Genomic DNA, 12,926 nt, shown 5'->3' with positions numbered 1-12,926 from the left:
GATCATGGCAAAAACAGCAGCAGCAGTGCACATCCTCGTTAAAGAAGAGAAACTGGCTTTAGATCTTCTGGAGCAGATTAAAAACGGTGCCGACTTCGGCAAGCTGGCGAAGAAGCACTCCATCTGCCCGTCAGGCAAACGCGGCGGCGATCTGGGTGAGTTCCGTCAGGGCCAGATGGTTCCGGCGTTCGATAAAGTGGTGTTCTCCTGCCCGGTGCTGGAGCCAACCGGCCCGCTGCATACCCAGTTCGGGTATCACATTATTAAAGTACTGTATCGGAAATAAACAACAAGGCCTTCTCTAAGAGAAGGCCTTTAATGTTTGCACCCTCTCCCCGTGGGAGAGGGGCGGGGTGAGGGCATCAGCCCGCCCCTGTTGTTAACCCGCTACCGCAATACGCTTCATATCGGTCATGTAGCCACGCAGTTTGTGGCCCACTTTCTCGATCTGGTGGCTGCGAATCGCTTCGTTAACATCACGCAGCTGCGCGTTATCCACCGCACCTTCCGCAATCGCTTTACCCAGATCGCCCGTCTGCAGAGTGGTCATAAACTCTTTCAGCAGCGGTACGCAGGCGTAAGAGAACAGGTAGTTACCGTATTCTGCGGTATCAGAGATCACCACGTTCATTTCGTACAGACGCTTACGGGCGATGGTGTTCGCGATCAGCGGCAGCTCGTGCAGTGATTCGTAGTACGCAGACTCTTCGATGATACCGGAATCCACCATGGTTTCGAACGCCAGCTCAACGCCTGCTTTCACCATCGCGATCATCAGAACGCCTTTATCGAAGTACTCCTGCTCGCCGATTTTACCTTCATACTGTGGCGCGGTTTCGAACGCGGTTTTACCGGTCTCTTCACGCCAGGTCAGCAGTTTCTTATCGTCGTTCGCCCAGTCTGCCATCATGCCGGAAGAGAACTCGCCGGAGATGATGTCGTCCATGTGTTTCTGGAACAGCGGCGCCATGATGGTCTTCAGCTGTTCAGACAGCGCGTAAGCACGCAGTTTTGCCGGGTTGGACAGACGATCCATCATCAGCGTAATACCGCCCTGCTTCAGCGCTTCGGTGATGGTTTCCCAGCCGAACTGAATCAGTTTTTCCGCGTAGGCCGGGTCTGTACCTTCTTCCACCAGTTTGTCGAAGCACAGCAGAGAACCGGCCTGCAGCATGCCGCACAGAATGGTCTGCTCACCCATCAGGTCAGATTTCACTTCGGCAACGAAGGAAGATTCCAGCACGCCCGCACGGTGGCCGCCGGTCGCCGCTGCCCACGCTTTGGCAATCGCCATGCCTTCGCCTTTCGGATCGTTTTCCGGGTGAACCGCGATCAGGGTCGGCACGCCGAAGCCACGTTTGTACTCTTCACGTACCTCGGTACCCGGGCACTTCGGCGCCACCATCACCACGGTGATGTCTTTACGGATCTGCTCGCCCACTTCAACGATGTTGAAGCCGTGGGAGTAACCCAGCGCGGCGCCGTCTTTCATCAGCGGCTGTACGGAACGCACAACGTCAGAGTGCTGTTTGTCCGGGGTCAGGTTAACAACCAGATCCGCCTGCGGGATCAGCTCTTCGTAGGTGCCCACTTTGAAGCCGTTTTCGGTCGCTTTACGCCAGGAAGCACGCTTCTCGGCGATCGCTTCTTTACGGAGGGCGTAGGAGATATCCAGACCGGAGTCACGCATGTTCAGGCCCTGGTTCAGACCCTGTGCGCCACAGCCGACGATGACCACTTTTTTACCCTGAAGGTAGCTCGCGCCATCGGCAAATTCATCGCGCGCCATGAAGCGGCATTTGCCCAGCTGCGCCAGCTGCTGGCGCAAGTTCAGTGTATTAAAGTAGTTAGCCATGGGTGATACCTCGTGATGTTGTGTGTCTTATTGTTCGGTTCGCGTTTCAGCGAGAATGTACCCACATTACAACAGGAAATTTATTGCGGAAATTGATATATTCACAACGTCATGTTGCAATTTTTGCAATGTAAAAAGAGGGAGTGGAATCTGTGGATTTACGCGATCTGAAAATGTTCCTGCACCTGGCGGAAAGCCGCCATTTTGGCCGCAGCGCACGGGCGATGCACGTTAGCCCCTCCACGCTTTCACGCCAGATCCAGCGCCTTGAGGAAGACCTCGGCCAGCCGCTGTTCGTGCGCGATAACCGCACCGTCACCCTCACGGAAGCGGGTGAAGAGCTGCGCATTTTTGCCCAGCAGACGCTGTTGCAGTACCAGCAGCTGCGGCACTCGATTGACCAGCAGGGGCCGTCACTTTCCGGCGAACTGCATATTTTCTGCTCCGTGACCGCCGCCTATAGCCATCTGCCGCCCATTCTCGACCGATTCCGCGCGGCGCATCCGTCGGTTGAAATTAAGCTCACCACCGGCGACGCCTCCGACGCAATGGAAAAAGTGGTGACGGGCGAAGCGGATCTCGCCATTGCCGGGAAGCCCGAAACTCTGCCGGGCGCGGTAGCGTTCTCGATGCTGGAGAATCTGGCGGTGGTGCTGATTGCCCCGGCGCTGCCCTGCCCGGTGCGTAACCAGGTATCGGTAGATAAACCGGACTGGTCGACGGTGCCGTTTATCATGGCCGATCAGGGGCCGGTGCGCCGCCGCATCGAGCTGTGGTTCCGCCGTCAGAAAATCAGCAATCCGTCGATTTACGCCACGGTCAGCGGCCACGAGGCGATGGTGTCGATGGTGGCGCTGGGCTGCGGCGTGGCGCTGCTGCCGGAAGTGGTGCTGGAAAACAGCCCCGAACCGGTGCGCAATCGCGTGATGATTCTGGAGCGCAGCGACGAGAAGACGCCGTTTGAGCTTGGCGTGTGCGCACAAAAAAAGCGGCTGCATGAGCCGCTAATTGATGCGTTCTGGACGATATTGCCGAACCACTAAAGCCGGGTGGCGCTGCGCTTACCCGACCTCAGCCCTTAGCCCGCGAGGAAGAAGCGGAAGGCCGGGTTATGGGTTTCGTCGTGGCACTCATAGCCCAGCTCGTTCAGCCGCGTTTCGAAATCCGGCTCGTGCTCGCCCAGTTCGAACGCCGCCAGCACGCGGCCGTAGTCGGTGCCGTGGCTGCGGTAGTGGAATAGTGAAATATTCCAGTGCGTGCCCAGCGTGTGCAGGAACTTGAGCAGCGCGCCCGGTGATTCCGGAAACTCGAAGCTGAACAGACGTTCCTTGAGCGGCTTTGATGGACGCCCGCCGACCATGTAGCGCACGTGCAGCTTCGCCATCTCATCGTCAGAGAGATCGACCACGCTGTAGCCGCCCTCATGCAGCAGGTTGAGGATCTCTTTGCGCTCCTCCACGCCGCGGCTCAGACGCACGCCGACAAAAATGCAGGCGTCTTTGGCATCGGCAAAACGGTAGTTAAATTCCGTCACCGAACGGCCGCCCAGCAGCTGGCAGAACTTCAGGAAGCTGCCCTTCTCTTCAGGAATCGTCACCGCCAGCAGCGCTTCCCGCTGTTCACCCAGCTCGCAGCGCTCGGAAACGTAGCGCAGACCGTGGAAGTTCACGTTCGCACCAGACAGCACGTGCGCCAGTCGCTCGCCGCGAATGTTGTGCTGCGCGATGTATTTCTTCATCCCCGCCAGCGCCAGCGCGCCTGACGGTTCCGCCACCGCACGCACATCTTCGAACAGATCCTTCATCGCCGCGCAGATGGCGTCGCTATCAACCGTGACGATATCGTCGAGATACTCCTGACACAGGCGGAAGGTTTCATCCCCAATGCGCTTCACCGCCACGCCCTCGGCAAACAGCCCGACGCGCGGCAGATCTACCGGATGACCCGCATCCAGCGCCGCTTTCAGGCAGGCAGAGTCTTCCGCTTCAACGGCAATGACTTTGATCTGCGGCATCAGCTGTTTGATCAGCACCGCCACGCCTGCGGCCAGGCCACCGCCGCCAACCGGAACGAAGACGCGGTCGAGATGGGCATCCTGCTGCAGCAGTTCCAGCGCCAGCGTGCCCTGCCCGGCAATCACCATCGGGTGGTCGAACGGCGGCACCCAGGTGAACCCCTGCTGCTGCGCCAGCTCAATCGCTTTGGCTTTGGCTTCGTCAAAGTTGGCGCCGTGGAGCAGCACTTCTCCGCCGAAACCGCGCACCGCGTCGACTTTGATATCTGCGGTAGCAACCGGCATCACGATCAGCGCCTTCAGCCCCAGACGAGCAGACGAGAACGCCACGCCCTGGGCGTGGTTGCCCGCCGACGCGGTAATCACGCCGCGCGCTTTTTGCTCGTCGGTCAGCCCGGCCATCATCGCGTAGGCGCCGCGCAGCTTAAAGCTGTGCACCGGCTGGCGGTCTTCGCGCTTGACCAGAATGACGTTGTCGAGGCGCGAAGAGAGTTTTTCCATTTTCTGCAGGGGCGTAACCTGCACGGCTTCATAGACCGGCGCGCGTAGCACCGCTCTCAGATATTCCGCCCCCTCAGGGGCGGCGGATAAGGGTTGTGACTCGGCCATCATTAGCCCCCAAGTTTAGATTTATCGCGCACCGCGCCTTTATCTGCACTGGTGGCAAGGCTCGCGTAGGCGCGCAGGGCGAAGGAGACTTCACGCTGGCGGTCTTTCGGCGTCCAGGCTTTGTCGCCGCGGGCCTCCTGCGCTTCACGACGGGCCGCAATTTCCTGGTCGCTCAGCTTCAGCTGAATGCCGCGATTCGGAATGTCGATTTCGATCAGGTCGCCGTCTTCGATGATGGCGATGTTGCCACCGCTTGCCGCTTCAGGGGAAACGTGGCCGATAGAGAGGCCGGAGGTGCCGCCGGAGAAACGTCCGTCGGTAATCAGCGCACACGCTTTACCGAGTCCCATAGATTTCAGGAAGGTGGTTGGGTAGAGCATCTCCTGCATGCCCGGGCCGCCTTTCGGTCCTTCGTAGCGAATAACAACCACGTCGCCTTCCACCACTTTGCCGCCGAGGATGGCATCTACCGCTTCATCCTGGCTTTCGTATACCTTCGCCGGACCGGTGAACTTCAGGATGCTGTCGTCCACGCCTGCGGTTTTCACGATGCAGCCGTTTTCCGCGAAGTTACCGTACAGCACGGCCAGACCGCCGTCTTTGCTGTAGGCATGTTCCAGCGAGCGGATGCAGCCTTCGGCGCGGTCATCGTCCAGCGTATCCCAGCGACAATCCTGCGAGAACGCCTGGGTGGTACGGATACCGGCAGGACCGGCGCGGAACATCTTTTTCACCGCGTCGTCTTTGGTCAGCATGACGTCGTACTGGTCCAGCGACTCAGGCAGCGTCAGGCCAAGCACGTTTTTCACGTCACGGTTCAGCAGCCCGGCGCGATCCAGCTCGCCCAGAATGCCCAGCACGCCGCCCGCGCGGTGTACGTCTTCCATATGGTACTTCTGGGTGCTCGGCGCGACTTTACACAGCTGCGGGACTTTGCGGGAGAGCTTGTCGATGTCGCTCATGGTGAAGTCGATTTCGGCTTCCTGCGCGGCGGCCAGCAGGTGCAGAACGGTGTTGGTGGAGCCGCCCATGGCGATATCCAGCGTCATCGCGTTCTCAAACGCAGCCTTGCTGGCGATGTTGCGCGGCAGCGCGCTGGCGTCGTCCTGCTCGTAGTAGCGTTTGGTCAGCTCAACGATGCGCTTACCGGCGTTGAGGAACAGCTGCTTACGGTCGGCGTGGGTCGCCAGCAGCGAGCCGTTACCCGGCTGAGAAAGACCCAGCGCTTCGGTCAGGCAGTTCATGGAGTTGGCGGTGAACATACCGGAACAGGAGCCGCAGGTCGGACATGCAGAGCGTTCCACCTGTTCGCTCTGCTCGTCAGAGACTTTCGGGTCCGCGCCCTGGATCATCGCATCGACCAGGTCGAGCTTGATGATTTTGTCGGAGAGCTTGGTTTTCCCCGCTTCCATTGGGCCGCCGGAGACGAAGATCACCGGAATGTTCAGGCGCAGAGAGGCCATCAGCATCCCCGGGGTGATTTTGTCGCAGTTGGAGATGCAGACCATCGCATCGGCGCAGTGGGCGTTCACCATGTACTCTACGGAGTCGGCGATCAGCTCGCGCGACGGCAGTGAATAGAGCATGCCCCCGTGCCCCATCGCGATACCGTCATCCACCGCAATGGTGTTGAACTCTTTCGCCACGCCGCCGGAGGCTTCGATTTGCTCGGCAACCAGCTTACCGAGATCGCGCAGGTGCACGTGGCCCGGTACAAACTGGGTGAAGGAGTTCACCACGGCGATAATCGGCTTGCCGAAATCGGCGTCGGTCATTCCGGTGGCGCGCCACAGCGCGCGGGCTCCCGCCATATTACGGCCGTGGGTGGTGGTGGCTGAACGATACTTAGGCATGCTTTATTGACTCCCGTCTGACTATTTAATGGGACGGTGCGTGCCGTCCCAAATTTATGCTTAGTGATTAACCTGATCCAACCAGCCGTATTTATCTTCTGTTTCGCCGGTGAAGAGGCCAAAGAACGCTTGCTGAATACGTTTGGTGACCGGACCGCAGCGGCCTTCGCCCACCTGGATACCGTCCACGCTGCGTACCGGCGTGATTTCAGCCGCGGTACCGGACATAAACACTTCATCTGCCAGATACAGGGATTCGCGGGACAGTACCTGCTCGCGTACTTCGATACCCAGATCTTTCGCCAGCTTGATGATGGCGTCACGGGTGATGCCCGGCAGCGCGGACGAGGTGAATGGCGGCGTGAACAAAATGCCGTCTTTCACTTCAAACAGGTTTTCACCCGCACCTTCAGAGATGTAGCCATTTACGTCGAGGGCGATACCTTCCTGATAGCCGTGGCGGCGCGCTTCGCTACCGACCAGCAATGAGGAGAGATAGTTCCCGCCTGCTTTCGCGGCGGTCGGGATAGTGTTTGGCGCAACGCGGTTCCAGGAAGAGACCATTGCGTCGATCCCCTGCTCCAGGGCTTCTGCCCCCAGGTAAGCACCCCACGGGAACGCGGCAATGATCACATCTGTGGTATAGCCGGCTGGCGGGTTCACGCCCATACCGACGTCACCCACGAAGACCAGCGGACGGATATAGGCGCTGGTCAGGTTGTTTTTACGGATCACGTCGCGGCAGGCTTCCATCAGCTCATCAACGCTTTGTGAAACCGGAAAACGATAAATTTTGGCTGAGTCATGCAGACGCTGCATGTGTTCGCGATGGCGGAACACCACTGGCCCTTTGTGAGAATCGTAGCAGCGGATGCCTTCAAATACGGAGGTACCGTAGTGCAGCGCGTGGGACATCACGTGGACCTTCGCGTCCTCCCAGCGAACCATCTCACCGTTGAACCAAATGTAATCAGCTTTTTTTGTCGTCATTTTTTCGTCCTGTCACGCTTAAGCGCGGATTTGTTGTGATGTGGTTGTGCTCTGGCAGATGGCAACATGGGCAACGTCTACCAGCTTTGATAACTGACTAAACAGTAAGTCGACCGACCGCGGGCTGGCAACGGTTAATTCGATACTGATATTCCGGGCGTCAGTGGCCGCCTCCATATTCATAGAGCAAATCTGAAAACCACGATGACGCACCACACGCAAAACGCGTTCTAAGGTTTCCGGGTTGAAGCGAGCCTGTACGGCGACCTGATGCTGCATCATGATAATTTCTCCATCATTTGTGAGTTACTGGCACCAGGCGGTACCAACGGCCAGACGTTCTCGAGTTCGTCGATTGAGACATGAAGCAGGTAAGGCCCATCGCTGTTCAGCATGGTGTCGAGCGCCGCTTCAACCTGATCTTTACGGGTGATGTGCTGACCAGGGATGCCAAAGGCGCTGGCCAGGGTGAGGAAATCGGGGTTATCGGTGAGAGTCGTTTCGCTGTAACGCTCCTGGAAGAACAGCTGTTGCCACTGGCGAACCATCCCTAAACGCTGGTTATCAAGCAACACGATCTTCAGCGGTAACTGCTTGCGCTTAACGGTGCCGAGCTCCTGAACGTTCATCATGAAGGAGCCGTCACCGGAGATACAGATAACGGTATCGTTCGGGCGGGCAACCTGCGCGCCAACGGCTGCCGGCAGACCGAAGCCCATGGTACCCAAGCCGCTGGAGGTGATGAAGTTTTCCGGACGGGTGTAGGTCATGTGCTGCGCGGACCACATCTGGTGCTGGCCTACGTCGGTGGTGACGACGCTGTCAGCCGGTTTACGGTCGGACAACTGCTTCAACAGCAGCGGCGCGTAGATGGCCTCGCCGGGGTGGTCGTAACGCCAGGCATGCTCGGCGCGCATATCAGCGGTGTGCTGACGCCATGCGTTGATATCCAGCGGCTGCTGCAATGCCGGTAACAGCGCGTTGAGATCGCCCTGCAAGGCGACATGCGCCTGACGCAGCTTGTTCATTTCCGCCGGGTCGATATCCATATGGATGACTTTGGCGTTCGGCGCAAAGGTATTCAGCTTGCCGGTGACGCGGTCGTCAAAACGGGCACCTACGGCGATGAGCAGATCGCACTCCTGCACCGCCAGGTTTGCCGCTTTGGTGCCGTGCATCCCCAGCATGCCCAGATAGTAGGGGTAATCCGCGTCGACTGCACCGAGACCTTTCAACGTGCAGGTCGCTGGCATCTGCGTTGTTGCGATAAATTCGCGCAGGGCAGGAACGGCCTGTGCCATGCCGACGCCACCGCCGACGTACAGCATTGGCTGTTTCGCCTGGGCCAGCATCTGACGGGCCTCTTCAACTTCCGCTTCCGGAAAGGCATCGTCGCTTTCAACGGTAGAGAAGTGCGGTTCCAGTTCGCCGAGTGCCACCTGGATATCTTTCGGGATATCGACCAGTACCGGACCAGGACGACCTGAGTTTGCCACGTCGAACGCTTCTGCCATTACGCGCGGCAGCTCTTCCAGAGACTGGACGAGGAAGCTGTGTTTGGTGCAGGCCAGCGATAAACCGAGGACGTCGACTTCCTGAAAAGCATCGGTACCGATGAACGGAGACGCCACCTGCCCGGTGATGGCGACAACGGGAACGGAATCCAGCAGCGCGTCAGCCAGGCCGGTGATCAGGTTCGTTGCGCCCGGGCCTGAAGTCGCCATACACACGCCGGTTTTACCGGTCGCGCGGGCATAACCGATGGCTGCCATCGCTGCGCCCTGCTCGTGTCGGCACAAGAGATGTTCCACGCCGCCGTCATACAGTGCATCGTAAATCGGCATAATTGCGCCACCCGGATAACCGAATACGGTTTCGACTCCCTGCGCGCGCAACGCATGTACTACCCACTGTGCCCCATTCATAGTTAGTTCCCCGTCATAAATCGGGAGAAACAGAATTTTGTGCTAGTCGTCATTCTCTGCTCCTCATTTACGTTTTTTAGTCATAAAAAAACCCCCGGACCTTTCGGTGCGGGGGTCTTAGTTCGTTAAGGCTTGATTTCTAAGCCTTTCCTCGTCCAAGTGCAGCCCCGCACGGTGGGATAATAATCACCACCACGCTAATCACGACCAGGCTAATCACTCGTAGAAGGGCTGTCATTTTCAGTTCTTTTTGCATCTTGTTCGAAGGAATACCTAAAGAGTTATCACAGTTTTTAAATCAAACACAAGATTTATTTATGACGAATTTGATTAGGTAGCGAATCATATTTCTAAAAACCGTTGTTTTATATATGGAAATTAGAAAATGAATATTTTTCATTTTTTCACTGCGGTTCTTACCGTCAAACGGTGCTTTTTATATTCTGCGAGGAGGTTTCCACGGTTATGCAAGGGTTTCAGTGTGCGCTTAAAATCTCTGAACGGGCGGCGTAAATTCGCAAAATGACGCTAAACAGACAAAACCGGCGCTGGCATAGTCACACCAGGAGGTAGTGCAAATGTCACTGTCAGTTGTTTATACGCGTGCGGCTCTCGGGGTAAAGGCACCGCTTATTTCCGTCGAGGTTCATTTGAGCAATGGGCTACCCGGACTCACTCTTGTCGGGTTACCTGAAACGACGGTTAAAGAGGCCAGGGATCGCGTTCGAAGCGCAATAATAAATAGCGGTTATACCTTCCCCGCGAAGAAGATCACCATCAACCTTGCCCCCGCCGATCTGCCTAAAGAGGGGGGACGATACGATTTACCTATCGCCATTGCCCTTCTCGCGGCCTCTGAGCAGCTTAATACGACACGGCTAGGCTCGTATGAGTTCGTTGGCGAACTCGCGCTTACAGGCGCGTTAAGAGGCGTTCCCGGTGCGATATCGGGAGCGCTGGAAGCCATACGAGCAGGACGGCAAATCATTGTCGCCAATGAAAACGCATCAGAAGTGAGTCTTATCGCCGAGAAGGGGTGTCTCATCGCAGGGCATTTACAGGAAGTTTGTGCCTGGCTGGAAGGGCGTCATGAACTGTCCGAGCCGGAGGAGTGTGATGATGCTATAGCGGATGCACCAGAGGATCTCAGCGAGATTATGGGGCAGGAGCAAGGGAAACGGGCGCTGGAGATTACGGCTGCAGGTGGACACAATCTTCTGTTAATTGGCCCGCCGGGTACGGGTAAAACCATGCTGGCAAGCAGGTTGAGTGGGTTACTTCCACCGCTCAATAATCATGAAGCGCTGGAAAGTGCCGCCATATATAGCCTTATCAGTTCGACGTCGTTGCAAAAACAGTGGCGCCGTCGTCCTTTTCGTTCCCCGCATCATAGCGCTTCACTGACGGCAATGGTCGGCGGCGGGGCGATTCCGGGGCCGGGAGAGATCTCGCTGGCACACAATGGCATTCTGTTTCTTGATGAGCTGCCTGAGTTTGAGCGCCGAGTGCTGGATGCACTGAGGGAGCCCATTGAATCCGGTGAGATACATATCTCACGCACGCGAGCCAAAATAAGCTATCCCGCGCAGTTTCAGCTGGTCGCGGCGATGAATCCCAGCCCGACGGGTCACTACCAGGGAAACCATAACCGCTGTACGCCAGAGCAGACGTTGCGCTATCTGGGTAAGTTATCCGGCCCGTTCCTCGACCGTTTCGATTTATCCCTCGAAATTCCCCTTCCCCCGCCGGGTCTGCTCAGGCAAACGGGCATAACGGGTGAAAGCTCAGCGGAGGTACGCGAACGGGTGATTGCAGCCCAGACGCGGCAGTACGCTCGTCAGAACAGGCTGAATGCACGGCTGGATAACGCCGGGATCCGGCAGTTTTGTTCTCTTAACGTTGAGGATGCGGGCTGGCTGGAGGAGACGTTGACGCGGTTCGGACTGTCCATACGTGCGTGGCAGCGTTTGCTGAAGGTGGCCAGAACTATTGCTGACGTGGAGGGGTGCACTGACATTGAGAGGAAACATTTGCAGGAGGCGCTGAGCTACCGCGCTATCGATCGTTTGCTGCTGCATTTGCAGAAATTGCTGGCATAAAAAAAGGGGCCGTAGCCCCTTCTCTTTATTTTAGTCATCAGACTCGGTGTAGTCTTCTGCACCTTCCATCTGCGGCTTACCGCCAGACAGCGTATGGAAGCGCTTAGGACGCTTAATGCGCGCCATGTACTTGATCCATACGCGTTCCGCTTCAGACTCCGGCTCACGCTCACCACGGCAAACAGAAACAAACTGTTTTTCGTCTTCGGTTGCAGGTTCACGCTTACCCAGATCCAGCTCGTTAAAGGCATAACCATGGCGCTCAAGCAGTTGAGCTTCTTTGATGGTGAAATCGCCGTGACGAGAGAACCCGCGCGGATAATGTTTATTGTCGAAAAAACGATTAGTCGTCGTAAAGCTTTCCGCCATCCTACACGCTCCTAATTCTTTGGCCGAGCTATTTATGGCGCGGAGTATTAGTTACGCTTGACAGAGTGTAAAACAAAACATTTAAATCATAACGACAAATAATTTTGCGGAGAAAGATGTGGATACGGAATTGCTTAAAACTTTCCTTGAAGTGAGCAGAACACGCCACTTTGGGCGAGCAGCTGAAGCCCTTTACCTGACGCAGTCAGCAGTCAGTTTTCGTATTCGACAGCTGGAAAATCAACTGGGTGTGAATCTTTTTACCCGCCATCGCAACAATATTCGCTTAACGCCTGCCGGTGAGAAACTGCTGCCGTATGCAGAAACGCTGATGAATACCTGGCAGGCGGCACGTAAAGAGGTAGCACATACTTCGAGGCATAATGAGTTCTCGATAGGAGCCAGCGCTTCTCTGTGGGAATGCATGCTAAGTCAGTGGCTTACCCGGCTGTATCATTCACACGGCCATCTGCAATTTGAAGCCAGAATTGCACAGCGGCAGTCGCTGGTTAAGCAACTTCATGAGCGCCAGCTTGATCTTCTGATCACAACCGAAGCCCCCAAGATGGACGAATTTAGCAGCCAGATTGTGGGCCAGTTTGGCCTGGCACTTTATGCGTCTGAACCTTCGATGATGAAGGCAGACCTGACCTATTTACGCCTGGAATGGGGGCCGGATTTTCAGCAGCACGAGACGGGACTGATTGCACCTGATGATGTTCCGCAGTTAACGACCAGCTCGGCAGAGATCGCCTGTCAGCAGCTGCCCCTGCTGAAAGGTTGTACCTGGTTACCTGTTCGCTGGGCAGACACTAAAGCAGGGCTGCACACCGTGATGGATTCCACCACGCTTACCAGGCCGCTGTATGCAATTTGGCTGCAAAACAGTGATAAGCAATCACAGATAAAAGATCTATTAAAAATCAATGTAATGGATTGATGCATCAGCCAGCAGGGATGCTGGCTGAAAATTAAGAAGAGAGTTTTCTGCAGTGTTTCAGGCAAAAAAAATCCTTTGCCGAAGCAAAGGATTCTATATGGCAGGGGCGGAGAGACTCGAACTCGCGACACCCGGTTTTGGAGACCGGTGCTCTACCAACTGAGCTACGCCCCTAAAGTTTTTTTTTGCCATTAAGCCTGCCAACAAGGCAGGCTTAATGTCTTAATAAGTGGCGGAACGGACGGGACTCGAACCCGCGACCCCCTGCGTGA

13 protein-coding genes and 1 tRNA gene are annotated in these 12,926 nt (G+C 56.6%); 4 read left to right on the top strand and 10 right to left on the bottom strand.

What is annotated here, in order from left to right; translation table 11 throughout:
* Positions 1-4: 4 nt before the first annotated feature.
* Positions 5-286, top strand: coding sequence for a peptidylprolyl isomerase PpiC (gene ppiC / locus ADJ24_RS20020; protein ID WP_023309650.1), 282 nt, complete (start codon positions 5-7; stop codon positions 284-286).
* 93 nt (positions 287-379) lie between these two features.
* Here the strand turns inward: ppiC and ilvC are convergent, their stop codons facing one another.
* Positions 380-1,855 (bottom strand): ketol-acid reductoisomerase, encoded by a 1,476-nt coding sequence (gene ilvC, locus ADJ24_RS20015; RefSeq protein ID WP_021242831.1) that lies wholly within the window; start codon positions 1,853-1,855, stop codon positions 380-382.
* A gap of 152 nt (positions 1,856-2,007) precedes the next feature.
* Between ilvC and ilvY the strand changes: the two genes are divergently transcribed.
* Positions 2,008-2,898 carry an HTH-type transcriptional activator IlvY gene (gene ilvY, locus ADJ24_RS20010; protein ID WP_023309651.1) on the top strand — a complete coding sequence of 297 codons (891 nt, stop codon included), beginning with the start codon at positions 2,008-2,010 and terminating at the stop codon, positions 2,896-2,898.
* 35 nt (positions 2,899-2,933) lie between these two features.
* On the opposite strand, the gene ilvA is transcribed toward ilvY, so the two are convergent.
* From ilvA to ilvL, 7 genes are all read right to left on the bottom strand, one after another.
* Positions 2,934-4,478, bottom strand: a complete 1,545-nt coding sequence (gene ilvA, locus ADJ24_RS20005) for a threonine ammonia-lyase, biosynthetic (RefSeq protein ID WP_096150382.1) — start codon at positions 4,476-4,478, stop codon at positions 2,934-2,936.
* Positions 4,479-4,480: 2 nt separating this feature from the next.
* Positions 4,481-6,331, bottom strand: coding sequence for a dihydroxy-acid dehydratase (gene ilvD / locus ADJ24_RS20000; RefSeq protein ID WP_023309653.1), 1,851 nt, complete (start codon positions 6,329-6,331; stop codon positions 4,481-4,483).
* 60 nt (positions 6,332-6,391) lie between these two features.
* Complete coding sequence (gene ilvE, locus ADJ24_RS19995; protein ID WP_023309654.1) at positions 6,392-7,321, bottom strand: branched-chain-amino-acid transaminase; 930 nt, start codon at positions 7,319-7,321, stop codon at positions 6,392-6,394.
* A gap of 18 nt (positions 7,322-7,339) precedes the next feature.
* On the bottom strand, positions 7,340-7,603 hold the full coding sequence (gene ilvM, locus ADJ24_RS19990) for an acetolactate synthase 2 small subunit (protein ID WP_023309655.1): 264 nt from the start codon (positions 7,601-7,603) through the stop codon (positions 7,340-7,342).
* On the bottom strand, positions 7,600-9,246 hold the full coding sequence (gene ilvG / locus ADJ24_RS19985; protein WP_048703488.1) for an acetolactate synthase 2 catalytic subunit: 1,647 nt from the start codon (positions 9,244-9,246) through the stop codon (positions 7,600-7,602). Before ilvG ends, ilvM begins: the two co-directional genes overlap by 4 nt.
* A gap of 2 nt (positions 9,247-9,248) precedes the next feature.
* Complete coding sequence (gene ilvX, locus ADJ24_RS25385) at positions 9,249-9,299, bottom strand: peptide IlvX (protein ID WP_166792073.1); 51 nt, start codon at positions 9,297-9,299, stop codon at positions 9,249-9,251.
* An 86-nt stretch (positions 9,300-9,385) separates the two neighbouring features.
* Positions 9,386-9,484, bottom strand: a complete 99-nt coding sequence (ilvL, locus tag ADJ24_RS24600; protein WP_001311244.1) for an ilv operon leader peptide — start codon at positions 9,482-9,484, stop codon at positions 9,386-9,388.
* 340 nt (positions 9,485-9,824) lie between these two features.
* Here ilvL and ADJ24_RS19980 point away from each other — a divergent pair, with 340 nt between their 5' ends.
* Positions 9,825-11,345, top strand: a complete 1,521-nt coding sequence (locus ADJ24_RS19980; RefSeq protein WP_023309657.1) for a YifB family Mg chelatase-like AAA ATPase — start codon at positions 9,825-9,827, stop codon at positions 11,343-11,345.
* 30 nt (positions 11,346-11,375) lie between these two features.
* Here the strand turns inward: ADJ24_RS19980 and ADJ24_RS19975 are convergent, their stop codons facing one another.
* A complete protein-coding gene (locus ADJ24_RS19975; protein WP_023309658.1) occupies positions 11,376-11,714 on the bottom strand; it encodes a DUF413 domain-containing protein in 339 nt (112 codons plus the stop codon).
* Between the two features lie 118 nt (positions 11,715-11,832).
* On the opposite strand from ADJ24_RS19975, the gene hdfR reads away from it, so the two are divergent.
* On the top strand, positions 11,833-12,654 hold the full coding sequence (gene hdfR / locus ADJ24_RS19970) for an HTH-type transcriptional regulator HdfR (RefSeq protein WP_023309659.1): 822 nt from the start codon (positions 11,833-11,835) through the stop codon (positions 12,652-12,654).
* A 98-nt stretch (positions 12,655-12,752) separates the two neighbouring features.
* Here the strand turns inward: hdfR and ADJ24_RS19965 are convergent.
* Positions 12,753-12,828 (bottom strand) — tRNA-Trp (locus ADJ24_RS19965).
* Between the last annotated feature and the right edge of the window lie 98 nt (positions 12,829-12,926).

It is taken from the genome of Enterobacter sp. 940_PEND (assembly GCF_001059415.1).
Lineage (GTDB): Bacteria > Pseudomonadota > Gammaproteobacteria > Enterobacterales > Enterobacteriaceae > Enterobacter > Enterobacter cloacae_M.
The sequence above is the reverse complement of the archived record's forward strand: the minus strand, read 5'-3'. Positions and strand labels throughout refer to the sequence as shown.